This window comes from Natronohydrobacter thiooxidans (assembly GCF_001884735.1).
In the GTDB taxonomy this organism is placed as follows: domain Bacteria; phylum Pseudomonadota; class Alphaproteobacteria; order Rhodobacterales; family Rhodobacteraceae; genus Roseinatronobacter; species Roseinatronobacter thiooxidans_A.
On the sequence record NZ_MJAP01000001.1, the window covers coordinates 209,131 to 233,837 of the forward strand.

General features: G+C 62.8%; 26 protein-coding genes, 1 tRNA gene and 1 riboswitch. Of the genes, 19 read left to right on the top strand and 8 right to left on the bottom strand.

Translation table 11 applies throughout. The features are described 5' to 3' along the window. Entirely contained in the window at positions 1-864 is an 864-nt protein-coding gene (locus tag BG457_RS00960) for a D-amino-acid transaminase (RefSeq protein WP_071795058.1), read from the top strand. A gap of 82 nt (positions 865-946) precedes the next feature. On the opposite strand, the gene BG457_RS00965 is transcribed toward BG457_RS00960, so the two are convergent. From BG457_RS00965 to BG457_RS00975, 3 genes are read right to left on the bottom strand one after another with little or no spacing between them, the layout of a single operon-like run. Beyond that, positions 947-1,324, bottom strand: coding sequence for a hypothetical protein (locus BG457_RS00965; RefSeq protein WP_071795059.1), 378 nt, complete (start codon positions 1,322-1,324; stop codon positions 947-949). A gap of 1 nt (position 1,325) precedes the next feature. Next, positions 1,326-1,946, bottom strand: a complete 621-nt coding sequence (locus BG457_RS00970; protein WP_071795060.1) for a DUF5671 domain-containing protein — start codon at positions 1,944-1,946, stop codon at positions 1,326-1,328. Next, on the bottom strand, positions 1,947-2,261 hold the full coding sequence (locus tag BG457_RS00975) for a DUF1244 domain-containing protein (RefSeq protein WP_071795061.1): 315 nt from the start codon (positions 2,259-2,261) through the stop codon (positions 1,947-1,949). Positions 2,262-2,461: 200 nt separating this feature from the next. Between BG457_RS00975 and pyk the strand changes: the two genes are divergently transcribed. The 7 genes from pyk to BG457_RS01010 all read left to right on the top strand — a co-directional run bounded on the left by pyk (position 2,462) and on the right by BG457_RS01010 (position 6,754). Then, positions 2,462-3,910 carry a pyruvate kinase gene (gene pyk, locus BG457_RS00980; RefSeq protein ID WP_071795126.1) on the top strand — a complete coding sequence of 483 codons (1,449 nt, stop codon included), beginning with the start codon at positions 2,462-2,464 and terminating at the stop codon, positions 3,908-3,910. A gap of 30 nt (positions 3,911-3,940) precedes the next feature. Further along, on the top strand, positions 3,941-4,174 hold the full coding sequence (locus tag BG457_RS00985) for a hypothetical protein (protein WP_071795062.1): 234 nt from the start codon (positions 3,941-3,943) through the stop codon (positions 4,172-4,174). A 116-nt stretch (positions 4,175-4,290) separates the two neighbouring features. Further along, positions 4,291-4,491 (top strand): 50S ribosomal protein L35, encoded by a 201-nt coding sequence (gene rpmI / locus BG457_RS00990; protein ID WP_071795063.1) that lies wholly within the window; start codon positions 4,291-4,293, stop codon positions 4,489-4,491. Positions 4,492-4,503: 12 nt separating this feature from the next. Beyond that, on the top strand, positions 4,504-4,866 hold the full coding sequence (gene rplT / locus BG457_RS00995) for a 50S ribosomal protein L20 (RefSeq protein ID WP_071795064.1): 363 nt from the start codon (positions 4,504-4,506) through the stop codon (positions 4,864-4,866). Positions 4,867-5,173: 307 nt separating this feature from the next. Further along, positions 5,174-5,554: a 50S ribosomal protein L19 gene (rplS, locus tag BG457_RS01000; protein WP_071795065.1), complete on the top strand. Its 381-nt coding sequence runs from the start codon at positions 5,174-5,176 to the stop codon at positions 5,552-5,554. A gap of 11 nt (positions 5,555-5,565) precedes the next feature. After that, positions 5,566-5,787, top strand: coding sequence for a 50S ribosomal protein L31 (gene rpmE / locus BG457_RS01005; protein WP_071795066.1), 222 nt, complete (start codon positions 5,566-5,568; stop codon positions 5,785-5,787). A 157-nt stretch (positions 5,788-5,944) separates the two neighbouring features. Then, positions 5,945-6,754, top strand: a complete 810-nt coding sequence (locus BG457_RS01010) for a division plane positioning ATPase MipZ (RefSeq protein WP_071795067.1) — start codon at positions 5,945-5,947, stop codon at positions 6,752-6,754. Here BG457_RS01010 and BG457_RS01015 read toward each other — a convergent pair. Continuing rightward, the gene (locus tag BG457_RS01015; protein WP_139257485.1) at positions 6,744-7,040 is read right to left on the bottom strand and encodes a hypothetical protein; all 297 of its coding nucleotides are present in this window, start codon (positions 7,038-7,040) and stop codon (positions 6,744-6,746) included. The genes BG457_RS01010 and BG457_RS01015 overlap by 11 nt on opposite strands. 148 nt (positions 7,041-7,188) lie before the next feature. Next, positions 7,189-7,779, bottom strand: coding sequence for a transglycosylase SLT domain-containing protein (locus BG457_RS01020; protein ID WP_071795127.1), 591 nt, complete (start codon positions 7,777-7,779; stop codon positions 7,189-7,191). A gap of 198 nt (positions 7,780-7,977) precedes the next feature. Between BG457_RS01020 and BG457_RS01025 the strand changes: the two genes are divergently transcribed. The 11 genes from BG457_RS01025 to BG457_RS01075 all read left to right on the top strand — a co-directional run bounded on the left by BG457_RS01025 (position 7,978) and on the right by BG457_RS01075 (position 22,898). Then, positions 7,978-8,766: a flagellar motor protein MotB gene (locus tag BG457_RS01025; protein ID WP_071795069.1), complete on the top strand. Its 789-nt coding sequence runs from the start codon at positions 7,978-7,980 to the stop codon at positions 8,764-8,766. Positions 8,767-8,835: 69 nt separating this feature from the next. Then, positions 8,836-10,149, top strand: coding sequence for a flagellar hook protein FlgE (locus tag BG457_RS01030; RefSeq protein ID WP_071795070.1), 1,314 nt, complete (start codon positions 8,836-8,838; stop codon positions 10,147-10,149). A 23-nt stretch (positions 10,150-10,172) separates the two neighbouring features. Continuing rightward, positions 10,173-11,618, top strand: a complete 1,446-nt coding sequence (flgK, locus tag BG457_RS01035) for a flagellar hook-associated protein FlgK (RefSeq protein WP_071795071.1) — start codon at positions 10,173-10,175, stop codon at positions 11,616-11,618. A 3-nt stretch (positions 11,619-11,621) separates the two neighbouring features. Then, on the top strand, positions 11,622-12,629 hold the full coding sequence (locus tag BG457_RS01040) for a flagellin (protein ID WP_071795072.1): 1,008 nt from the start codon (positions 11,622-11,624) through the stop codon (positions 12,627-12,629). Positions 12,630-12,637: 8 nt separating this feature from the next. Next, entirely contained in the window at positions 12,638-13,738 is a 1,101-nt protein-coding gene (locus tag BG457_RS01045) for a flagellar basal body P-ring protein FlgI (RefSeq protein WP_071795073.1), read from the top strand. Between the two features lie 217 nt (positions 13,739-13,955). Continuing rightward, on the top strand, positions 13,956-16,442 hold the full coding sequence (locus tag BG457_RS01050; RefSeq protein WP_071795074.1) for a GcvT family protein: 2,487 nt from the start codon (positions 13,956-13,958) through the stop codon (positions 16,440-16,442). Positions 16,443-16,866: 424 nt separating this feature from the next. After that, a riboswitch (cobalamin riboswitch) is annotated at positions 16,867-17,074 on the top strand. A gap of 232 nt (positions 17,075-17,306) precedes the next feature. After that, on the top strand, positions 17,307-18,074 hold the full coding sequence (locus BG457_RS01055) for a (2Fe-2S) ferredoxin domain-containing protein (RefSeq protein WP_071795075.1): 768 nt from the start codon (positions 17,307-17,309) through the stop codon (positions 18,072-18,074). Further along, positions 18,075-19,619: an ABC transporter substrate-binding protein gene (locus BG457_RS01060; RefSeq protein WP_084657359.1), complete on the top strand. Its 1,545-nt coding sequence runs from the start codon at positions 18,075-18,077 to the stop codon at positions 19,617-19,619. It begins immediately after the preceding gene. 26 nt (positions 19,620-19,645) lie between these two features. Beyond that, positions 19,646-20,587, top strand: coding sequence for an ABC transporter permease (locus tag BG457_RS01065; RefSeq protein ID WP_071795076.1), 942 nt, complete (start codon positions 19,646-19,648; stop codon positions 20,585-20,587). Then, the gene (locus BG457_RS01070) at positions 20,587-21,462 is read left to right on the top strand and encodes an ABC transporter permease (RefSeq protein WP_245770897.1); all 876 of its coding nucleotides are present in this window, start codon (positions 20,587-20,589) and stop codon (positions 21,460-21,462) included. Before BG457_RS01065 ends, BG457_RS01070 begins: the two co-directional genes overlap by 1 nt. Beyond that, positions 21,459-22,898, top strand: coding sequence for an ABC transporter ATP-binding protein (locus BG457_RS01075; protein WP_071795077.1), 1,440 nt, complete (start codon positions 21,459-21,461; stop codon positions 22,896-22,898). Before BG457_RS01070 ends, BG457_RS01075 begins: the two co-directional genes overlap by 4 nt. 147 nt (positions 22,899-23,045) lie before the next feature. Here the strand turns inward: BG457_RS01075 and BG457_RS01080 are convergent. The 3 genes from BG457_RS01080 to meaB all read right to left on the bottom strand — a co-directional run bounded on the left by BG457_RS01080 (position 23,046) and on the right by meaB (position 24,674). Beyond that, positions 23,046-23,122, bottom strand: a tRNA-Arg gene (locus BG457_RS01080). 109 nt (positions 23,123-23,231) lie between these two features. Then, entirely contained in the window at positions 23,232-23,519 is a 288-nt protein-coding gene (rpmB, locus tag BG457_RS01085; protein WP_071795078.1) for a 50S ribosomal protein L28, read from the bottom strand. A 177-nt stretch (positions 23,520-23,696) separates the two neighbouring features. Then, positions 23,697-24,674: a methylmalonyl Co-A mutase-associated GTPase MeaB gene (gene meaB / locus BG457_RS01090; protein ID WP_071795079.1), complete on the bottom strand. Its 978-nt coding sequence runs from the start codon at positions 24,672-24,674 to the stop codon at positions 23,697-23,699. Positions 24,675-24,707 lie beyond the last annotated feature (33 nt).

Consider the following 24,707-nt stretch of genomic DNA (forward strand, 5'->3'; position numbering starts at 1 on the left):
ATGAGCCGTATCGTCTATGTGAATGGCACCTATCTGCCAGAGGGTGAGGCCACGGTGTCGATCTTTGACCGTGGTTTCCTGATGGCGGATGGTGTCTATGAGGTGACGACGGTCCTCGATGGCAAGCTGATCGATTTTGACGGGCATCTTACCCGGTTGCAGCGGTCACTGGACGAGCTGGACATCGCCAATCCGATGTCGCGCGACGAATGGCTGGAGGTGCATCGCCAGCTGGTCGCGCAGAATGGCGTCGATCAGGGCATGATCTATCTGCAGGTGACGCGCGGGGCGCCGGGGGACCGGGATTTCATTTTCCCTGACCCCGAGACGACTACGCCGACCGTGGTGCTGTTCACGCAATCGAATCCGACCCTGATCGACAGCCCGAAGGCTGCGAAGGGCATCAAGGTCATCACGATTGACGATATCCGCTGGGGCCGTCGCGATATCAAGACGGTGCAGCTTCTGTACCCGTCGATGGGCAAGATGATGGCGATCAAGGCGGGCGCAGATGATGCCTGGCTGACGCAGGATGGCGAAGTGACCGAGGGCACCTCGAACAACGCCTATATCATCAAGAACGGGCGGATCATCACGCGGGCGCTGTCGAATGACATTCTGCACGGGATCACCCGCGCCGCCGTGCTGCGTTTCGCGCGCGAGGCACAAATGCCGGTCGAGGAGCGCAGCTTCACGGTGGATGAGGCGAAAACGGCGGATGAGGCTTTCGTGACCTCGGCCAGCACTTTCGTCATGCCGGTGGTCGAGATCGACGGGGCGAGATTGGGCGAGGGCAAGCCGGGGCCGATGGCGCTGCGGTTGCGCGAGATCTATATCGAGGAGAGCCGGAAGGCGGCGGTCTGACTTCAAGGCGGGCCGCGTTCTGTCATCGGAATGCGGCCCGCGAGGCAAGAATTATCGTGTTGTTACAATGATCTGGAGCGCTTCAATCGGGCTGGCGGAAGCGCAGGCAACCGGGCGCATCAGAGGGTATCCGCGCATTGGCCCATGCCGGGAGCGCGATATCGTTCTCGAATTCCGCACAAAGCACGAGGTCGCTGCCGGATTGTAGCTCTATGCGGTACAGTTGATCTGTGAACGGGTCGCGATCACGAGGACGGGACGGGCAGTCGGGCGAGGAGGCGTCGATGCTGTCTTCGGTGCGCAGCAGGCAGCGGAGATGCCAATGCAGGGCGTTCAGATCGTTCAGGCGTATCGCATCGCGTCGATCGGAACGCGCCTGAACCGGGCCGCCGACAGTCCAGAGCCCGGCGAGGATCGAGGCGGCAACCAGTAGCGTCAGCGCAATCAGGGCGGCGCGCATGTCAGTCCTCTTGCAGAAAACTGCGCCCCCACAGGAGCACGACGAAGGCCACTGCGGCGACGAGCGCGGATTTTGCGAGGAAATGCAGGGTCAGCGCGCCACTGAGGCCGGTATAGACCGCCGTTACCGCGCTGCCGAGAAGCACGAGTGCCGACAGGAACAGTGCCACCGCCCCGAAGCCGTGGCGCACCGGCGTCTTGCGCTGGCCGGGATCTGCGCGCGCGGCGGTTTCTGCGCGATGGTTGAGCCATAGAAACAGGGGCAGGAGCACGATCAGGACCGCGATGGACCAGCGCATGGAATCGGCGTCAGTGAAGCCGTCGTGCAGCGGATCGGGCAACCAGCGCGCGATCAGCGCAAAGCCGAGGCTGACCAGATGCCAGGTGAGCGACAGGACTGCCACACCCATCAGCCCATAGAGCAGCACATCGCGCCCCGAAACCGTCTGGCGTGGGCGCGGGACAGGAAGGCGCAGCCCGCCATCCGTCCAGAGCGCAAGGGCTGCTTCGATTTCATGCGCAGGCCAGCCCGCATCTGTCAGCGCCTGGCGCAGCTCTTCGGGGGAATGGCCCGCGCGCAAGCCCGCCTCGATGAAGCGCGCGATCTCGGGGGAGGTGGACATTCAGCTGTCCTTGTTGCCGACATTCTCGGCGAAAGCCTTGCCGAAAGCTGCCTGTTTCTCGGCGCTGGCCTCGGTCTGGTATTTCTGCCGCCATTCCTCATAGGGCATGCCGTAGATGATTTCGCGGGCGGCATCCTTGTCCATCTCGATCCCGCGCGCATTGGCGGCTTCCTGATACCAGCGCGACAGGCAGTTGCGGCAGAAGCCGGCAAGGTTCATCATGTCGATATTCTGAACATCGGTCCGGCGATTGAGATGGTCCAGAAGGGTGCGGAATGCTGCGGCTTCCAGTTCTGTGCGGGTTGTGTCATTCATGGGGCACCTGTTTTGCTCTCAACTGTAACCTGAACATCGCGTATAGCGGCGTCAAGCGTCGCCACCCTTGCAAACAGTACCGAAACTGCTATTTGTTTGCGCTAACGGTTTCTGGATTCCCGAAACCTGTCATACATCGCCTGTATTCATCTCTCATCGCGGTGTCATACCGTGCGAAAGGACCCCGAATGACCTCTCCGTTGCGTCGTCATCGCATGATCAAGATCGTGGCCACGCTTGGCCCCTCCTCGTCGAGCTATGAGATGATCCGAACGCTGTTCGAGGCGGGTGCTGATGTCTTTCGTCTGAACATGAGCCATGGCAGCCATGACGAGATTGCCGCGCGCCATGCGATTATCCGCAAGGTTGAGGCGGATCTGGGCCGTCCTATCGGGATTCTGGCAGATCTTCAGGGGCCCAAACTGCGCGTGGGAACATTCGCCGATGACGCGGTTGATCTGGTCGAGGGGCAGGCGTTCCGTATGGATCTGGACAAGGCACCGGGGGATAAGAGCCGTGTGCACCTGCCGCATCCGGAGATTTTCAAGGCGCTGGAGCCCGGTTCGGAGCTGCTGGTCAATGATGGCAAGATCCGGATGAAGGTCAATGACTGCAGCGCGGAACATGCCAATTGCACCGTGACCGTGGGCGGCACGATCTCGAACCGCAAGGGCGTGAATGTGCCGGATGTGGTGCTGCCGCTGGCCGCGCTGTCGGACAAGGACCGCAAGGATCTGGAATTTGTCTGTCGGCTGGGCGTGGACTGGCTGGCGCTGTCTTTCGTGCAGCGCGCCTCGGATGTGTCGGAAGCGCGTGAACTGGCGCAGGGCCGTGCCGCGATCCTGTCGAAGATCGAGAAGCCCGCAGCGGTCAAGGCTTTCGAGGAGATCCTGTCGGTCTCTGACGGGATCATGGTGGCGCGTGGTGATCTGGGGGTCGAATTGCCGGTGCAGAATGTGCCGCCGATCCAGAAGCGGCTGGTACGCCGGGCCCGCGCGGCTGCAAAACCCGTGATCGTGGCGACGCAGATGCTGGAATCGATGATCGAGAGCCCGATGCCCACGCGGGCAGAGGTGTCGGATGTGGCGACGGCGATTTATGAGGGGGCGGATGCGGTGATGCTCTCGGCCGAATCGGCGGCGGGCCAGTATCCGGTGGAAGCGGTCATGACGATGAACAATGTCGCCATCGAGGTCGAGAATGACCCGACCTATATCGAGATCCTTGATTCCTCGCGCAAGGTGACGCATCGCACGATTGCTGACGGGATTGTCGCGGCGGCCCGCGAACTGGCGGAGAAGACCGATATCGCGGCGATCTGCTGTTTCACCCAGTCGGGCACGACGGCCAATCTGGTCGCACGCGAGCGCCCGCATGTGCCGATCATCGCGATCACACAATTTCAGCCGGTCGCCCGTCGCATGTCGCTGGTCTGGGGTGTGCATTGCGAGACGGTCAGCGGCGAGGTCGAACGGTTCAAGAAAGCGGTCCTGAACGCCGTGCGCGTGGCGCGCAAATATGAATTTGCCAAGGAAACCGACCAGATTCTGGTCACGGCGGGGATCCCGTTCAATCAGCCCGGCACGACGAATATCCTGCGCGTCGCGCCTTGTGCAGAGCACTTGATCGCGCAAGGGGAGCCGGAGTAGGCTCTGGCGGTATCTTGACCGCGGTGGCCCATGGAATACGAGACACTCTTTCTCCTGGGCGTATATCTGTTGCCTCTGGCATTTGTCAGCCTGGTGGGCGCCTGGGCCTCGGGCCGGGTGCCCGTGCTGGCCATGCTGCTCGGCGCGGGTGCCATCGGGATTTTCGGCTATGTCCATGCGCGGCGCGATGAGGGTCTGTTCGACTGGCGCGAGATACCCGAACTGACCTTGATGGTGATTGCCCGGCTTATTGCGCTTTTCTAGGGCAGGGGCTTGCGGCCCGGCGTGATCTGCGGTATCGGGCGCGCTCCAAACACATGTGTCCGGCCCCGGTGGCATGCCGAGTCGCATGATCCAACCTCCAGTGAAAGGAGTTTGAAATGCCCAAGATGAAGACCAAATCGGGCGCGAAAAAGCGCTTCTCCATGACCGCTTCTGGCAAGGTCAAGGCAGGTCAGGCCGGCAAACGCCATGGCATGATCAAACGGACCAAGAAGTTCATTCGTGACGCACGCGGCAATACGATCCTGTCGGATCAGGATTCGCGTATCGTCAAGAAATACATGCCCTACGACCGCTAAGGAGCCGCTGTCATGTCTCGAGTCAAATCCGGCACCGTCACCCACGCCCGTCACCGCAAGGTCATCAAGGCGGCCAAGGGCTATTATGGCGCGCGCTCGCGCAATTTCCGCACCGCAACGCAGGCTGTGGACAAGGCCAACCAATACGCGACCCGCGACCGCAAGGTGCGCAAGCGCAATTTCCGTGCACTCTGGATCCAGCGGATCAACGCCGCCGTGCGCGAGATCGACCCCACGCTGACCTATTCGCGTTTCATCAACGCGCTGGGCCTGGCCGGGATCGAAGTGGACCGCAAGGTTCTGGCCGATCTCGCTGTGCACGAACCCGATGCGTTCGGTCAGATCGTGGCCAAGGCGAAAGCCGCGCTGGCCTGAGTGAGGCCCATGAAAGACTTGCCCCGCGATGCATGGCATTGCGGGGTTTGTGCGTTGAAGGCCCAAGAGGCTTGACGCAACCGCTGCCGCGCCGTAACAGGACGCGGTCTGCTGCCGGAGAATCGGCATGTGGACCCTCGCGCCTTTCCCAGACCTGACAGCTTCGGCAGGCCGCGGGACAGCGCAAGGCAAGACCAGAAGCGTGACCAATCTCTGACGGGCGCAAGGCGGACCCGGTCGAAGATCAGAGCTCTTGGCCAGCATCACCAGCGTGGGCAAACCCGCGTGCAAGTACAGAGGACCAGCGATGAACCTGATCGCACAGATTGAAGCCGAGCAAATCGCAGAGCTTGGCAAGACCATCCCGGATTTCAAGGCCGGTGACACCATCCGCGTCGGTTACAAAGTGACCGAAGGCACTCGTTCGCGCGTGCAGAATTTCGAAGGCGTCTGCATTGGCCGCAAGGGCGGCAACGGCATCGGTGCATCCTTCACCGTGCGCAAGATCTCCTTTGGCGAGGGTGTGGAGCGTGTCTTCCCGCTTTACTCGACCAATATCGACAGCATCGAGGTTGTGCGCCGTGGCCGCGTGCGCCGCGCGAAGCTCTATTACCTGCGTGATCGTCGCGGCAAATCTGCCCGGATCGCCGAGAAAACGAACTACCGTCCGCTGGACGCGAAAGCCTGAGGAGCGCTGCGATGAAAGCCGATACGCATCCCGATTACCACCTGATCAATGTCAAGATGACCGATGGCACGGTTGTCCAGATGAAATCGACCTGGGGCGCCGAGGGCGACACGCTGTCGCTCGATGTCGACCCGAGCGTGCACCCGGCCTGGACCGGTGGCTCGTCGCGCCTGCTGGATACCGGCGGCAAGGTGTCGAAGTTCAAGAACAAATATGCAGGTCTGGGTTTCTGAGAAACCAACGGGCCGACGGAACGGGCGCAGGGGAAACCCTGCGCCTTTTTTCTATGCCGGAACAATATCTTGGCGCGGTTTGCGTCTTGGCTTGTAACCGCCTCGCGCCCGGCCTAGATGAGAGGCGGAAAACCGCCTGAGGACAGGAGCATCAAGCGTGGCGCATATCATCGTGGTGGGCAATGAAAAGGGCGGCTCCGGCAAGTCCACGGTCTCGATGCATGTCTCGGTGGCGCTGGCGCGGATGGACCTGCGGGTCGGAGCCATGGATCTGGATGTGCGCCAGCTCAGCTTCGGGCGGTATATCGAGAACCGGGCCAACTGGACTGCACGCGCGGGCCTCAGCCTGCCGGGGCCGCGCTATATGCCCTTGCCCGATGCGCAAAGCTTTGATCTGCCCGAGGGGCCGCAACTGCATGACGCGCGCATGAGCGCGGCGCTTGAAGCGTTGGCGCCGGAATGCGATTTCATCGTGATTGACTGCCCTGGATCGCATACCCGCTACAGCCAGTTCGCGCATTCTGTCGCGGATACGCTGATCACGCCGATCAATGACAGTTTCATCGATTTCGATCTTCTGGCGCGCACGGACCCGGAAACCGGCAAGGTTCTTGCCCCCTCGATCTATTCCGAAATGGTCTGGAAGGCGCGTCAGGTGCGCGCGCAATCCGGGTTGAAGCCGCTGAACTGGGTGGTGCTGCGCAATCGTATGGGAACCACTGCGATGCATAACAAGCGCAAGGTGGGCGACGCGCTGGAAGAATTGTCGCGCCGTATCGGGTTCCGGCTGGCACCCGGTTTCAGCGAGCGCGTGATCTTCCGTGAGCTGTTCCCCAAGGGGCTGACCTTGCTGGATCTGGCGGATGCGGGCGGCGAGACGATGACCATGTCGCATGTCGCTGCCCGTCAGGAGTTGCGGGAACTGATGCAGGTTCTGGATCTGCCGGATCTGATGGTCAGTGTCTGATATAGCCGCGTTGCGGCAGGCGGGCGGACAGGCTCTCGGACAGCAACTCCAGACGCGTGTCGATCTGGTCATTCGCTTCGCCCGCGTTCTGCTGTCGCGAGAACAGCGATCCTTTCAGAAAGCCTGTCACCTTGTTTCCACCTGAATCATCGTTCGTGAACATGACCATCGCCTTTTTCTGCCCTGGATTGCCTGAGTACAAACTCGCGGTCAGTTTGGACAAAAATGCGGCATGACAATGAAATTTTACGGAATGGGTGGCAAGATGGTGCGGCGGTTCCGGCAAGGACCCTGTCCTGCAGAAGCGTCAGATACGTGTGCCGGGCGGATAAATTTCGGATATTCCCCGGTCATGCGGGGAATGCCCAGATCATGTGCGAACTGACCGTCCGGGCGGGCACCGGACATGCACGCGCGGCAGGAAATATCGCCGCTCAGCGGCGACCACAGCCGCGCAGTTGCTGATCATACATTGCCGAGCGCGACGCGACTCGATCCGCGACTCCGATGAGCCAAGGCTTGGCATTGTATGACCCGCGCGCAAACCCTGTATGACCTTCGTGATAGGCCAGATACAGGTTGCGCGCATCCGTCAGCGCAATGCCGTTGCGTTCGCGGGACTTGTTATTGTACCAGCCGATGAAATCGGTCGCGTCTGCGATACTCGTGCGCGAGGCACGACGATTTCCGGTTTCACGCACATATTCATCCCAGGTGCCGTCGAGCGCCTGCGAATAGCCAAGGGCCGAGGATTGCCGGCCCATCGGGATCACGCCAAGCGTATAGCGCACCGGTGTCCGGGCATCCCCGATGAAACGGCTTTCTGCGTGGATGATGGCCATCTGCACCGGAAGGGGTATGCCCCAGCGTCGCTCGGTTGCGCGCATGGCCGAGAAATACTGCGGGCGCTCGCGCTCCATCAGACATGCGTTTTCCAGATTGCGTGGCGCGGAGAAATTGCCTCCTCGGCCGCCACATGCCGCAAGTGCCAACACGACTGTCAGCAATAGGATTGCTCTGCTCATCACTGCCTCTTTTTCTTTCATTTTAGCGGCCTTCTGTGCATTTGTAATCCCCCCTTGCGATCTGTCATGCTGACAAATCCATGCTCAGCCCGGTTTCTGATGCATTTGTGATCGGATCAGGACCGGTCCAGTCCGAGATTAACCGCTGATTCAGGCGTCCCGCGTAGAGTGAATAAGGGTGAAAACTTGGGTGGATTTATGAACCGATCTGACAATGTCAGGCCTGTGATCATCAGGCGCAAGCGCGTGGTGGCGGGCGGGGGGCATCATGGCGGTGCCTGGAAAGTGGCCTATGCGGATTTCGTGACCGCGATGATGGCGTTTTTCCTGATGCTCTGGCTTCTGGGCACGGTGGAGGATGACAAACGCAAAGGCGTGGCCGATTACTTCTCGGCGACATTCGCTGTCCAGACCGACTCGGCGGGCAGTGACGGGGTGTTTGGCGGCAAGGCGCTGTCTTTGGTGGACTCGATCACTGATGACGTTGCCACCCGCGAGAAATCTCGTGAGAATCTTGAGCAACTGGAACGGGTCGTCGAGTCGCTGGAAGCCCGGTTTGCGGCAGATGATTTCCTTGGGGAAGCCTTCGAGCATGTCGCAATCCGCATGACGGATGAGGGGCTGCTGATCGAGTTGTTCGACCTCGATGGCCGACCGCTATTTGACGCTGAAACGCATCAGCCCCGCCCGGTCCTGCACCTGCTGACGGATATTATGACCGACGTCTTCCTCACCGTCTCCAATCCGGTTGCGATCAGTGCCCATGCCCGCAGCTTTCCCGCGGTCTTTCTGGAGAACCCTGTCTGGACCATGACCATCGCCCGCGCGGAAGCGATGAGAGGCCTGATGGAAACCGCGGGGTTTCCGGAACTGCGGGTGCATCGTGTGACGGGCAATGCCGATCGCGTGCCTGCGGTCACGCCAAGGACCGCGACCAGAAACAACCGGATCGAACTGATCTTGTTGCTTCGGGCAGAGGATCCCTGATGCCTTAGCCGTATGTTAAGGGCTTGAAGTCAGATTGAAGAAGAGAATCACTTTCGGTCTGGAGCGGATATGAGCATTTCTTCCTCGATGAACGCGGGCGTTGCCGGGCTGCGCGCGAATGCGACCCGGCTCGCCACGATTTCGGACAATATCGCGAACTCGGCCACTTACGGGTACCGCAGGGCCAATACATCCTTCCATTCGATGGTGGTGGGGTCCGGCGTGGCCGGGCAGGGGGAATATGCTGCAGGCGGAGTGCGCACCACCTCACAGCGCCTTGTCGATCAGGGCGGCTCTCTGATCGGCACACAGCATGCAACCGATATTGCGATCTCCGGGCGCGGTTTCCTACCGGTGACCACGGATCTCGGGGCAAGGTTGCAGGATGGCACGGCGCCCTTGCTGCTGACCACCACGGGGTCGTTCCGGCAGGATTCGCAAGGCTATATGCGCGATTCGGCCGGGAATACACTGCTGGGCTGGCCCGCCAACCCGGACGGTACGATTCCGGTTTTTCCGCGGGACAGCATCGCGGGGTTGCGACCGATTCAGATCGCAGTCAACCAGCAGTCCTTTCTTGCAACGACGAATATCCGCTTCGGCGTCAATCTCCCGGCTTCGGCCACCTTGCCCACCGCCTCGGGGGAACCGTATCGCATGTTGGTCGAGTATTTCAACGAACTGGGTCTTTCCCAGACGATAGATGTTGAAATGACGCCCAGCCTGACGCCGCCGACGGCCTCGAACCGGTGGCAACTGCAGCTCACGCATGCGCAGTCCGGCGATGTTCTGGGAAGCTATGAGATTGTGTTCGATGACGCACCGGGGCGCGGGGGTACGCTGCTATCCGTGGACAGGACAAGCGCCGAAGGTGGTGATTACGACCCCGCGACAGGTCAGATGCTGATCGAGGCTGACGGGCAGCAGATCGGGTTTGCCATCGGGCGGATCGGCGAGGGGGGCGGAATCGTTCAGCGCGGGGCGACCTTCTCGCCCGCCGGTGTGGAGCAGAACGGTTTCGGCGCAGGGAACCTTGTCGGGCTGATGGTTGATACAAATGGCAATCTTGACGCTGTATACGACCAGGGTTTCCGCCGGACGCTGTTTCGTATCCCGATTGTCGATGTGCCCAACCCGAATGGTCTGACCGCCCGCAACGCGCAGGCATTTCAGGTCTCGCGTGATAGCGGACCCTTCTTTCTGTGGGATGCTGGCGATGGTCCGGTGGGTGAGTTTGTGGGCTTCGCCTTGCAGGAATCCGCGACCGATGTCGCCGCCGAACTGACGGGGCTCATCCAGACCCAGCGCGCCTATTCCTCGAATGCAAAGGTCATCCAGACCGTCGATGAAATGTTTCAGGAAACCACGAATATCAAACGTTGAGCGACATTGCGGGAGTTCTGATCATGTCACTCTCTCTGGCCGTTTCCGCAGCTTTGAGCGGTCTGACCCTGTCCGCGCGCGGGACGCAGATCGTTGCCGACAATATCGCGAATGCGCAGACCGAAGCCTATGGTGTGCGTTCGCTTACCCAGGCGGCACGCGTGCATGGCGGGACAGGCAGTGGCGTGGCCATGACGGGCGTTACCCGACATATGGACCAGCTCTTGCTCGGCGATCTGCGACAGGCGCGTAGCCAGGCAAAAGGCGACGCGCTGCTTGGCGCGTTCTGGCAGAAGCTGGAAACCGGGCTTGGTCTGCCTGGTGATGACGGAAGCCTCGGGGCAAGCATCACCCGGCTCGGTACGGCCTTGCAGCGCGCCAGTCTGCAACCGGATCAGCCCGCAGTCTTGCAGCAAGGCATTCAGGCGGCAGGCGATATCGCCGCGAAGATCAGAGGGATGCACGATCTTCTGGGTGCCGAGCGCGACAGGGCGGATGCCGGTCTCGCGCAGGAGGTCGAGTGGGTGAACGCTGCCTTGAAGGATATCGCGGAGTTGAACCGCAAGATTCAGCGCCAGACCCTTCTGGGAGGGGCACCCGAGGGATTGATGGATATGCGTCAGGCGCTTGTGGACAAGCTCTCTGAGCGCCTTCCCGTACAAGAGTTCATGCGCGATGACGGTCGGATCATGTTGATGGCCCGCGATGGCTCTATCCTGGTCGATCGCGATGCGGCGCAGTTCAGTTTTTCCCGCAGTCCTGCTCCCGGTGCCGGGGATCGGGTTGAAAACGGCGCGCTTTCCCCCGTTATGCTGAATGGCCGGGAGATCGCCGCGAACTCGGTGATTTTCTCGGCCGGTACGCTTGGCGCGTTCCTGAAACTGCGCGACGAGGTGGCGCCGACAGTCCAGCGCGACCTTGACCTGCTGGCTGCGGATTTGATCGCCCGCTTCTCCGGGCCGGAGATTGATCCGAGTCTTGATGCCGGGGCGTTCGGTCTGTTCAGCCTTGCGGGGCGCGCCACAGTGCCTGCTGCGCTGGACGGAATCGCGGGGTTGATGGCCATCAATCCGGCGCTGGACCCCTCGCAAGGCGGTGCAGCATGGCGGCTTCGCGCAGGCCTTGCGGCACCAGATCCCGGGGATGTGCTGGACAATTCGGTGCTGGATCGGTTGGCGCGTGCGCTGGATCTGCCGACGCCATCGGGCGCAGCCCTGTCGCCCATGCGCTCGGCACAGGGGCATGCGACAGATCTCCTGTCTGTCATCAGCACGCATCGGCTCGGCCTTGATCAGCGCAACAGTTTCAATGCGGCGCGTGTCGGCATGCTCAGTGAAACCCTCGCGGCGCAAGGGGTCGATACTGACGCAGAACTCGGCAAGCTTCTGGTTCTGGAACAGGCCTATAGCGCCAATGCGCGCGTGCTATCCACGGTCGATGCCATGTTGCGCACCATTCTGGAGATCTGAGCCATGCTTCCCACCACATTCGGCGACATGACCCGCACAATCTCGCTCGGGCGGCAGAATGCGCGACTCAAAGCCGCTCTTTCAACCCTGTCCACAGAAATGACAACCCGCCAGGCCCATGACCGGCTCCAGCATCTGAACGGGAACGTGTCCGCGCTCGCTGCAATGGAGCAGTCGCTGGTCCTTGCTGCCGACCGGAAGAACCTCGCGCAGATAACAGCGGCTTTTCTTGCCGCGCAGCAATCCGTCATCGGCGAGGTCATGCAGAAGACCGAGCAGCTTTCGCTGGATGCGCAGCGCCTTGGCCTGTTCAACGACGCGGCCTCCCTCGGGCGCGTAACAGCGGGGATGGCGAATGCGTTTTCGGATGTCGTGCGGCTGCTGAATGCAAGCTTTGGCGAGCGCACGCTTTTCGCCGGAACGCGTGGCGATGGTCCGGCGCTGGCAATGCCGGAAGCCATACTCGACGCGCTGATGTCAGACATTCCTGTTCCGGTCGATCCGTCCATATTGGCAAGCCAGATCGATGCGTGGTTCGCGCCGGGTGGTGGATTTGACAGTTTCGGATATCTTGGTGGCCCGGTGATTCCGGCCGCAATCAGCCTGGGCCATGGGACGGAAATCCGTCTGTCCGTCACGGCGCAGGACAGCGCGATCAGAACAGCGCTTGCTGCATTGGCGACAGGTGCGGTGCTCGACCGTGGTCTTCCCGGCGTTGATGCGGCCGGGAAGCGTATGATCGTTCTGCAAAACGCCCTGCCGCTGAAAGCAGCCTCGCAGGCACTGCTGGATCTGTCGGCGCGTCTCGGGGTCGCGGAAGAGCGCGCGGCCACAGCATCCAGCCGGGCCGAGGCGGAGCACAGCAGTCTTGCGATTGCACACGCAGAGCTGCTCGCGGTCGATCCCTACGACGCCGCCAGCAAGCTCGAACAGGCCATGAGCCAGCTGGAGATGATCTATGCGATCACGGCGCGACTCTCGCGTCTGCGTCTTGCGGAATACCTGCGATGACAGGAGCGATGCTGCGGTTTCTGTTCTGCGCGATGGTTCCGTTTCTGATGGTGGCAGTCGCTGACGCGTCGGTTCGGCTCAAGGATCTTGTGGAATTTGATGGCGTGCGTGGCAATGATCTGCTGGGCTATGGTCTGGTTGTGGGGCTGGACGGGACGGGTGACGGAATGCGCAACGCGCCCTTCACCGAAGATATTCTTTCCAATATTCTGGAAAGGCTGGGTGTCAATGTCACCGGCGAGCAGCTTCGGCCCCGGAATGTCGCGGCAGTGATCGTCACGGCCAGCCTGCCACCTTTCGCGCGCGCGGGCGGGCGCGTCGATGTGACGGTTTCTGCCATCGGCGACGCGAGCAGTCTGCTGGGCGGGACATTGGTGATGACGCCGCTGAACGGTGCCGACGGGACCATCTATGCGGTTGCTCAGGGTACGGTCATTGCGGGTGGGGCTGCGGTGCAAGGGCAGGGCGCGCGCGAGGTTCGCGGTGTTCCGACCTCTGGCACGATCCCGATGGGCGCGCGCGTCGAACGCGAAGTGGATTTCGATCTCTCCAGCCTGTCGCGCATCCGTCTGGCCCTGCGCGTTCCGGATTTTACAACGGCGGCGCTGATCGAGCAGCAGGTCAACAGCATGTTCAGCCGACCCGTCGCGGTCATGACGGATCCGGGAACCGTGGTGCTGGATCTTGCGGCCACGGGCATGTCCTCCCCGGCGCATGCTCTGGCGCGGATCGAGAATTTATTGATCACGCCGCAAACACGCGCGCGGGTGGTTGTTGATCAGCGCTCGGGGACAATCGTCATGGGCGCGGACGTGCGCATCAGTCGCGTGGCCGTCGCGCAGGGCGGTCTGACCTTACGGGTCGAGGAGACCCCGCTGGTCGTGCAGCCCAATCCGTTTGCGGAGGGGGAGACGATTGTGGTGCCGCGAACACAGGTCGGTCTGGACGACCGGCCCGCGACCAGTCTGGCCGAGTTCAGCGGCGGGACGTCCCTGTCGGAAATCGTGGCCGGGCTGAACGCGCTCGGGGTTTCCCCGCGCGACATGATCGACATATTGAGCAGCATCAACGCAGCCGGTGCGCTGCATGCGGAAATGATCGTGCAGTAGCTGCGGTCAGATCGGCAAGGGCAGCTTTGGTCTGTGCACACCCGGCGCTGCGGTTCGGGCGTTGCAGTGCTTGGGCCAGATTGACGGATCCCGGAACCAATCGGGCCGAAGATGACCATAGGTCGTTTTTCAACTGTCGTTAGTCGGCAAAGCCTTTCCCCGGTTTCGCAGGATTTGCGAATAGGATTGCAGCCATTATCCTGTCGGAGGTTCCTGAATGAAAACGCATGTCAAAGCGCTCATCGTCGGCGGGGGTGCGGTCGGCGCGTCGATTGCCTATCATCTGGCAAAGGCAGGATGGGACACGCTGCTGCTGGAGCGCGATGAGCTGACCTCGGGGTCGACCTGGCACGCCGCCGGTCTGCTGCCGCTGTTCAACATGGGCTATGCCACCAGCCATATCCATGATTACAGTGTGAAATTCTACAAGTCGCTGGAGGCCGAAACCGGGCTGAATGCCGGCTTCTCGGTCGTGGGCAATCTGCGGATGGCCCAGACACAGGCGCGCATGGACGAATACATGCTCTACGCGGCAACCGCCGAATCTGTGGGGATTCCCTATGAGTGGATGACGCCCGCCCAGATCAAGGACCGCTGGCCGCTGGTGAATACTGAAGATCTGCGCGGCGCGATCTTTCACCCGACAGATGGCTATATCAATCCGGCGGATGTGACGCAGGCCATGGCCAAGGGCGCGCGCCAGTTCGGTGCCGAGATCCTGCGCAAGGTGCAGGTCGACGGGTATCGCTGGACGGGGTCTGAATGGGTGGTGTCCTGCAGCCGCATGGTCGAGAAGGGCGGCAATCTTGTGCCCTCGGAAGAGCGGTTCGAGATCACAGCAGAGCATGTCGTCACCGCGACCGGCAACCACGCCCAGCGCACTGCGCGCCTGCTGGGGATCAAGATCCCGGCAATTCCGGTCGAACATCAGTATATCGTCACCGAACCTGACCCGATGCTGGTCGAATATCGCAAGAACAATCCCGAGCATCCGGTTCTGCGGGATGCGGATGCGAAATGGTATGTGCGCGAAGAGCGTGGCGGCTGGATCCTTGGCCCCTATGAGCGCAATGCGCCCGCGCGCTTCCTTTATGATGTGCCCGAGAGCTTCCGCGCGGATCTCTTCCCGCTGGATCTGGAGCGGATCGAGGAAGAATACATGTCCATGATCCACCGGATTCCGTCTTCGGAGACCGTGGGTCTGAAGGATGATTTCAACGGCCCGATCTGCTACACGCCGGATGGCAACCCGCTGGTCGGCCCGGCCCCCGGATTGCGGAACATGTGGCTGGCCGAGGGGTTCAGCTTCGGGATCACCGCCGCCGGGGGGACTGGCTATTACCTTGCGCAGATGATGGTCCAGGGCGAGGCTGAAATCGACATGGCGGCGCTTGACCCCAAGCGCTACGGGTCATGGATGACCACCGAATATGCCGCGCGCAAGAATGAGGAATGCTATGAGCATGTCTTCGTGCTGCACCATCCGGATGAAGAGCGCGAAGTCTGCCGTCCGCTGCGCACGGCGCCCTGCTATGACCGGGTGAAAGCGCAAGGCGCGCAATTCGGGCAGGTGAATGGTTGGGAACGTCCGAATTACTACGCGCCCGAGGGCTTTGACGATCATGCGGCACGTAGCTTCCGGCGTGGCGGCTGGTGGCAGTATGCGGTGGAAGAGGCGAAAGCCATCCGCGAAGGCGTGGGCATGATTGATGCCACGGCCTTTACCAAGCATCTGGTCCGCGGCCCCGGCGCGACGGCGTTTCTGGACTGGTTTACCTGCAACAAGCTGCCAAGCGTCGGGCGGATCAACCTGACCTATGCGCTGACCTCTGCGGGTACGGTGCGCACGGAATATACCATCGTCCGGCTGGCCGAGCATGAATATTACCTGATTTCGGCCGGCGCATGGACCGCCTATGACGGGGATTTCCTGCGCAAGGCGGCCGAGGACAAGATGGCTGAATTTGGCTGGATCGACATTCATGATGTGACAACCCAATGGGGTGTCTTTGCCGTCGCCGGGCCGAAGTCGCGGGATCTGCTTGGCAAGCTGGTGAAGGATGCCAATCCTGAAACCGTCCTGTCGAACAAGCGGTTCCCCTGGCTGACGATGCGCAATATCGAACTGGGCATGTGCCCGGTCCGGGCGGTGCGGGTTGCCTATACGGGCGAGTTGGGTTGGGAATTGCACCACCCGATCGAGATGCAGAATTACCTCTTCGACCAGCTTATGGCTGCGGGCGCGGATGTGGGTCTCAAGCTTGTCGGGGCGCGGGCGCAGAACTGGCTGCGGCAGGAAAAATCCTACCGTGCCTTTGGGAATGAACTGGGCCGTGATGCCACCCCGCTGGAGGCTGACCTGCCGCGGTTTATCGACCTGTCCAAGGAGTTCCATGGTAAATCCGCGATGGAAGAGACGGGTGTGCGTGCCAAATGCTGCACCTTGTTGATTGACGGGCCTGCGGATGCAGACCCCTGGGGCCGTGAGGCGCTTTATGACGGCGATACCAAGATCGGGCGTCTGACCTCGGGCGGGTACTCGGTGGCCTTCGGCAAATCCATCGGCATGGGGTATGTCCGCCCTGATCTGGCGGTTGAGGGCACAAAGCTCAAGGTCCGGATGCTTGATCAGCTTTGGGATGCGGTTGTGACCTGCGACAGCCCCTATGATCCGTCAAACGCGACCATTCGCAAGGACGGATAAGGCACGCGGCCACAGGTCGCGGAGGTGAGTTTTGCCCGGAAGGGGGCTGTCCCCTTCCGGGCTTTCGTTTTTCCGGAATTGGTAAAGACGGAATAGCGCCGAATGTGCCGTCACGCGGCGCGGCTTCCGCCAGTGGGTGCTCGCCCAAGCGATTCATGGACCAGGGTGCGCCTGTAAGAGGCTGTTTTCATATGCATATCTGAGGCATGGCTTTGATGGTGCAAGTGCAACGCGGCTTCACCAAAATGCGCCGTCGCCCATGAGCTATCTCGTTTTGCTTGGCCAGCATCGTTGAACCGGGCGCGGCATCCGTCAATCCGCTGCGACCTGGGGTAGATTGCGCGGGGCCATGGCGTTTCGCGCTGCGCATGACTGACACTGTGGTCGCGCAATCCGGTTTGATCTTGACGCTGGATGCGGGCCGTTGCATCGTGGCCCTGATGGTTCCGGGGCCCGCAAGGGCTGCGGATAAAAAGGGAATGCGGTGCGGGGATCATCTCCCCAATTCCGCGACTGCCCCCGCAACTGTAGGCGGCGAGCAATCCTGCGACAACCACTGCCCGGACGGGTGGGAAGGTGCAGGCACGCTACGACCCGCGAGTCAGGAGACCTGCCATCACGCATTGAAACCCAACCCGGGCGGGGTGTCCCGGAGGAGTGCTGACCATGACGCAAGCGCGCCATCCCGCGCCCAAAAGCATTGTCCTGCTTCGCCTGCCCCTGTACGGCGCAGAAAGGACATGTTGTGGCAACAGATCACGATACAAAGCACAGGCACCCAGCGGGCCTGAGGCCCGTGAACAAGAATCTGTGGGTGCCGCATAGGCGTCCAGCATTGCCCGGCCCGGTGCCGAGTGGCCGGTCATGACCACAGACCCCGATCACATCATCCTGTGCGTGTCGCAACCCAGCCTGTCGGCGCGGGATGAAGCGCGGATGCTTGCGGCCATCCATCAGGCCGCGCGGCAGATCTATGCCCAGCCCTTGACAGTGGTGCGGCTGGAGGGAAGCGGAGAGGGGCTGGCCAGCGCCTTGCGCGCCGCGCGGGATGCGGGCGCGGGCCATGTGTGCGTGTTGCCGACGGGCTTTCCGATGGCCGCCAATATCCGCGCCTGGCTGCCCGGTGCCGTGGCCCATTTCGCCGCGAATGAAGCGGGCGACATGCAGGTCGAGCTTGCCACCCCGCCCGAGCCGGAAGACGCGGCCGCTGCCCTTGTGCCGCTGACGCAATCCGCCCGCGTTTCCAGTGCGCAGGCCACCCGCCCAAGCCTTGGCAAGCCCGGCTGGCAATTCCTGCCCGATTTCGACACCCATCTTCTGGTCTGCACTGGCCCGCGTTGCGCCTTTCGCGGGGCAGGAACGCTGCAGCTGCGCCTGAAGCAGGCGCTGGCGGAAGCCGGGTTGTCGGATCGCTGCCTGACCACGACGACGGGATGCCTTTATCCCTGCAATCAGGGGCCGCTTGTGGCGCTTTATCCACAGGGGGACTGGTTTCACATCCCCGATGAAGCGGCGCTACAGCGCCTTGTGACCGATGTCATCGGCCAAGGTCTTGACGCCCCTGAACTGCGGCTGGCCGAACGCCCCGGCGGCCTGCGCGCCCAATCACTCACCACCAGGAAGGAAGCCTGAATGATCCTGACCCTTTCCCGCCGCGCCCTGCTCGCAGGGGCCGCAGCCCTCGCGCTGCCCATGGCCGTCGCTGCCGATGACGCGCATCCGCCCCTGCGCATGGTGACATCCTTCACCATCAACAGCATGGATCCGTGGACTCAGGGATTCTGGATGCAGGAATTCGGGCAGGCAGAGTTGCTGATGCAGTTTCGCGATGACGGCGCGCATCACCCCTGGCTGCTGGAAGCGCTCGACAAGCCCGAGCCCACGCGCTGGGTGATGACCCTGCGCGACGGGATCACCTTTCAGAACGGCAAGCCTGTCGATGCGCAAGCCGTTCTGGCCGCGATCGAAGCGGCCATCGCCAATTCGGCCTCGGCGCGCGGATCGGTGCCCGAAGGGGCTGTCTTTTCCGTGACTGGCCCGCTGGAACTGAGTGTCACAACTCCTGAGCCCTGGCCGGAATTGCCGGGCGTTCTGGCGGATGAATCCGTGTTCCTGATCCTTGATGCGGAAGCCGTGGCCGAAGTGGGTGAGGACTGGGCGCAACTGATCGGGGCGGGTATCTACACAGGCCCCTATGAAGTGACCGCGCTTGACGAAACGCGCATGGTGGCTGTCGCCCATGAAGGTTACTGGCAGGGCAAGCCCGCGCTGCCGGGGCTGACACTGGCTTTCGTGCCCGACGCGAATGCCCGCATTCTGGCTTTGCAGAATGACGAGGCCGATATCGCGCTTTACCCGCCACTGGCCGCGCGGCCTGCGGTCGATGCCACGCCGGGGGTGCATTTCAATCTCGGCGCACTCGCAACCGGTGGGTTCACGGGATTCATGAACCTGCAGCAGGGGCTTCTGGCCGATGCAACCCTGCGCAAGGCTGTGCTGCGCGCCACCGATTTCCGCGAGATCGCTGAAGACGTGTTTCGCGGCGGCGTTGCACAGGCGACATCGCTTTACGCGCAGAACCTGCCCTTCGCGCTGGAAAACTACACCACGGACCTGAGCGAGGCGGCCGCATTGCTGGACGAAGCCGGCTGGGTGCCCGGACCAGACGGCATTCGTCGGCGGGACGGCCAAAGGCTGGCGCTCACGCTGGCGATCTATCCGCAGCAGCCTGACCTTGTGCCGCTTTCGACCGCAGTGCAGGCGCAATATGCCCGGCTGGGAATCGAGGCCAACGTCGTCAGCTTCGATGGCATCAATCAGGCCCTGATGGAGCCGTCGAACCGATGGGATATTGCGATGGTCTCAAGCGGGGCGGCGAGCTGGGGACGGGTGCAGAACTTCCTGAACTCCTATCTTCTGCCAGGCGGGCGGCGCAATTACGGGGGCTATGACAATGCAGAGGTCAATGCGCTGGTTCCCGAACTTGCGACCGAGGCGGATCCCGACCGCCGTAGGGCCATCCTTCACCGCGTGCAAGAGATCCTGTGGGAGGAAGACCCCTTTGCGTTTTCCTACAATATCCATCTGGATCGGGTCATCGTGAATGATCGCTACGCCTGCTACCCGCCGGGCTTTGCGCTCTATCATGTGTCGTGGCTGACTGCGCCTTGCGAGTAAGCGTTTTCCCTTTTCCGGGGCGCGGCATGGCCCGCGCCCTGGGCTTGCGCCTGATACAAGGCGTGCTGGCCGCCTTTGGCGCAAGCCTGCTCGTCTGGCTGATGCTGCCGCTGGCGCCGGGTGATCCTGCGGAAATGATCCTGCAGGCCCGCCGCGTCGAGGAACCGACCGCCGCGCAGATCGCAGAACTGCGGGAGCGCTTCGGCCTCGATCAGCCCTATTGGCAGCGGTATCTGCTTTGGCTGGCCGGGGTGCTGCAGGGTGATTTCGGCCTGTCCTGGCGCACGGGCGAGCCGGTCTGGGACGGGCTGATGCGCCGCCTGCCTGCGACACTCTATCTGGTGGGCCTATCCTTCGTCATCTCAGTCGCGTGGTCGCTTGCGCTGGCGCTGGTGGCCGCGCGATGGGTCGGGCGCTGGCCGGACCGGCTGGTGCTGGCCTATACGCGGGTGCTGGCGGCATTGCCGTCCTTTGTGCTGGCGCTTTTGCTGCTGCAATTCGTCGTCGTCGGTCTTGGCGTGGGGCTTGTGCTATCAGGCGGCGCTGGGGCGACGCTGGTCTTTGCCGCTGCTGTGCTGGGAATCGACCGCGCTGCAGGCTGGACGCAGCTTCTGCGCGCTGGCCTGATCGAACATTTGGCCCGCGGGCCCGCCGATGTTGCCCGCGCGCGCGGTGCGCGACCGCGGCGTGTGCTGACGGTCTATGCGCTGCCCGCAGCAATGCTGCCCTGGCTGACGGCTTTGGGGATCAGCCTGGGGGGGCTGATCGGCGGCGCCCCCATTCTGGAGACGATCTTCACCTGGCCCGGCATCGGCGCGCATGTGCTGACAGCGCTTTCCGTGCGCGATGTGCCGGTCATTCAGGCTTTCGTGCTGATTGCAGCCCTGGCCTATGTCGGTGCAAGCCTGCTGGTCGATGCGCTGGCGCTGCTGATGGACCCGCGCATGCGCGCGGGCGCGGTGCGCTGATGCTGATGCGCACGCGCCTGCCCGAGAGGACGCTCATCCTGCCGCCTGATGGGCTGGTCCGAAAGATGATGCGCCATCCGTCGGGCGGTTGGGGGCTGGCGCTGGTGGTTGCGCTGGCGGTAGTCGCGCTTTTCGGCCCATGGTTGGCGCCGCATCCGCCCAACCTGCCCGATTACGCCAATGCGCTGCGCGGGCCGGGGCCGGGGCATTGGCTGGGCACGGATGCCACGGGTCGCGACCAGCTTTCGCGGCTTCTGGACGGCGCGCGCCGGTCGCTTGGGGGCGCGGTTCTGGTCGGTGTGGCCATCACGCTGATCGGAATGATCATGGGCATACTGGCCGCCCTTGCCGGGCGCTGGGTGGACGCAGCCCTGATGCGCTTTGTCGATGTGGTCATGGCGCTGCCCGGGCTGATCGTGGCCTTTGCTGTGATCGGCCTGTTGGGTCCGGGCTATGGCAATCTGCTGATCGCACTGATCGCGGCGGATTGGGCCTACAAGGCGCGCATCGCGCGCGCCTGCGCGTTTGAAGCCGTGCGCAGCCCCGCCGCCACAGTCGCCCGGCAGATCGGCGTGCCCGAATGGCGCGTGGTGTTGCATCACGTCCTGCCGCCGGTCTTCTGGCCGCTTCTGGTGCTCGGCACCTTGGGGCTGGGCGGGCAGATCGCGGCGATCTCGGCCTTTTCCTTCCTTGGGCTGGGGGTGCAGGTGCCCCATGCCGAATGGGGCGCGATGCTGGCCGAGTCGCGCTTCATGTTCACCATCGCGCCCTGGCTTCTGATCGCACCCGCCGCCTGCATCTTTCTGTCTGTCCTTGCCTCCAACCTGCTGGGCGAGGCTTTGCGCGATCTTGCAACGCCGGAGGGGCGCTCATGACCCTACCGCTTCTGTCTGTTACGGGCCTCTCGGTCGCCTATGGCAGCACTGAGGTGTTGCGCGATATCAGCTTCGATCTGATGCCGGGGCAGGCACTGGGCATTCTAGGGCTGTCGGGCTGCGGCAAGACAACGCTGCTGCGCGCGCTTCTGGGGATGTTGCCGCCCTCTGCAAAGGTGCGGGGGCAGATGCGGACGGGCAGCGGCGCTATTGCACTCTCCAACCGGGCCGCCCTGCGCGCGCGATTGGGGCGCGAGATCGGCTTTGTCGCGCAAAACCCCTTTGACGCCTGCGCCCCCCTGCGGACCGTTCGCGCCCATGTGGAGGAAGCCTGGCGCGCGCATGGGCTTCGGCCGGATGCCGCGCGCATCGCAGCCCTTTGCGCGCAGCTGGGGCTGGATCCTGCGATGCTGGATCACTACCCGCATGAATGGTCGGGCGGCATGCTGCAACGCGCCAATATCGCCGCCGCTGTGGCATTGGCCCCGCCGGTTGTTCTGGCGGATGAGCCGACCTCGGCCGTGGATGCCGATACGGCAGCGGCTGTGATGGACTGCCTGCGCGCGGGCGCCCCCGGGACGGTCATCGTCAGCCATGACCTCCCGCTGGTGGCGCGCTATGCCGATCAGGTGCTGCTGATCGAAGAAGGGCGCATCACGGCCCGCGCGCCCCGCACTGCATTTGCTGCAGGCCGCTTGCCCGCCCCGTTGCAGGACTTTCGTGAGAGCGGCACGCTGCCACCGGCGCGACCGTCCGGCACGGATGTGGTTCTGCAAGCGACCGATCTGGTGCTTGTGCGCGGCGGGCGGCAGCTCGCCCCGCCTTTGTCCTTCAGCCTGCGCGCAGGCGAGATCTTCGGCGTTGCAGGGCGCTCTGGCCTTGGCAAAAGCACGCTTCTGGCTGTGCTGGCGGGGCATTTGCCCGCCGCTCGCGGCACGGTGCTGCGCGACGGTGTCGCCCGCGCCCCGCGGAACGGCGAGGTTCTGACCCTGTTTCAGGATGCTCTGTCCAGCATGAACCCGCGCTGGCCGCTGTCGCGCATCGTGGCCGAACCCGTGACGACCGGGCCCCTGCGCGTGCCGCCAGTCTCCCAGACGGCTGCCGCCTGCATGGCCCTTGCAGAGTTCGGGCTGTCCCATATACGCCCGGACGCGCGTCCCGGCACCTTGTCCACCGGACAGGGCCAACGCGTGACGCTCGCCCGCGCCAGCCTTGCCGCGCCGCGCCTTGTGCTGGCGGACGAACCCACCAGCGCGCTTGATCCCCAACAGAAGGCGCGCGCCCTTGCGGGCCTGTCGCATCTGGCCCGCAAGGGCGCAGCTATCGTCTTTGTCAGCCATGACACGACATTGCTCGATGCGGTCTGTAACCGCGTCATGCAGATGCAGCCCCTGGGCTGTGGCAGGTCGAAGCAAGAAAGGGGCTTGATCGCCTGACTTGGCGTGCACTGGTTCTTGAGCTGAGCCGCAGGTTCCGCCTGGTCTCCATTTGGGCGCACGCATTCTGCGGTCCCGTCGAAGGGGCAGGCGAATCCGGTCCCCGCAAGAACAGAGCTTCCCTGTTTGGAACAATTACTTTGAAGGTGGTGATCCCGGAAGGACTCGAACCCTCAACCTGCCGATTAGAAGTCGGCTGCTCTATCCAGTTGAGCTACGGGACCACATTCGCTGAATAGCCGTTTGGCCAAGCGCCTGCAACGCGCATCCGTCGGGGCAGCAATGAAAAAAGCCCCCGCAAATGCAGGGGCTTTGACATGCAAGACGTGAGGATCAGGCTGCGCCCTGTGCCTTCGACAGTTCGCGTTTGATCTTCAGGGCATTCGCCGAAAGCTCTTCGTCTTTCGCACGGCCGAGATAGGCATCCAGACCGCCACGGTGATCGACCGACCGCAGGGCGGCAGAGGATACGCGCAGCTTGAAGCTGCGGCCCAGCGCTTCCGACTGAAGCGAGACATCCTGCAGGTTGGGCAGGAAGCGACGGCGAGTCTTGTTATTTGCGTGGCTGACATTGTTGCCCGTCATCGGGCCTTTTCCGGTGAGTTCGCAGCGGCGCGACATGGGCTTTTCCTCGACTGATGGTTGCCAGATTCTGCTTTGGCAAACACAAAGTAAAAGGCACTGCAAAGCAGCGCCGGTGTGACATTGCGGGCTTCTATGGTGTAACCGCTGCGGCGTCAAGCGATTCCGTTGCCGATTTGCAGGGTGGTGGTGACTGATATCCGGGTGCTGTCGGTGTCATGCGTTCAGGTGATCGTGCAGCATTTGCGCGAGGGCGCGCGTATGGGTAATCTCGCCATCCGCGAGTTGATCCGACAGCATCTCCAATGCCTTGCGTGCTTCTGTGCTGCGCAATCTCGCCAGCAAGGCTTCGCGCAGATCGGCTTCGAACCAGAACCGCGCCTGAGCCTTGCGGATCGCGTCGAAATGCCCCGACTCGCGGCGCCAGTCGACCAATGTGCGGATCTCCTCCCAGACTGTATCCAGCCCGGTATCGGCCAGAGCAGAGACGGTCATCGCTTTGGGGAAGCCTTCGGGATCCTGGGGGCGGCGGCGCAGCAGGCGCAAGGCACCCGCATAATCCGCGCAGGTGCGGGTGGCGGTGGCTTTCAGGTCGCCATCGGCCTTGTTGACCACGATCATATCGGCCACTTCCATGATGCCACGCTTGACGCCCTGCAATTCGTCGCCCCCCGCCGGGGCCAGCAGCAGCAGGAACACATCCGAGAGTTCGGCAACGACGGTTTCGGACTGGCCGACGCCCACGGTTTCGATCAGAACGATGTCGAAACCGGCGGCCTCGCACAGGGCCACAGCCTCGCGCGTGCGGCGGGCAACGCCGCCCAGATGCGACTGGCTGGGGCTGGGGCGGATGAATGCGTCCGGTGTGCGTGCCAGCCGTTCCATCCGCGTCTTGTCACCAAGGATCGAGCCGCCGGTGCGTGCACTGGAGGGATCGACCGCCAGAACCGCCACGCGCAGGCCCCGGCTGACCAGCATCAGGCCGAAGCTTTCGATGAAGGTGGATTTTCCGACACCCGGTGTTCCCGACAGGCCGATGCGTATGGCCTGCCGTCCCGCGCCCGCAAGGCGTTCCAGCAGCATATCCGCAGCGGCGCGATGCTCGGGTCTGGTGCTTTCGACCAGGGTGATGGCGCGTGCAAGGGCGCGGCGGTCGCCGGCAAGTACCGCATCGGCCAAAGCTGAATTGTCCATGCTGTACCCTCCCTGCTGACTGACGCTCAGTTC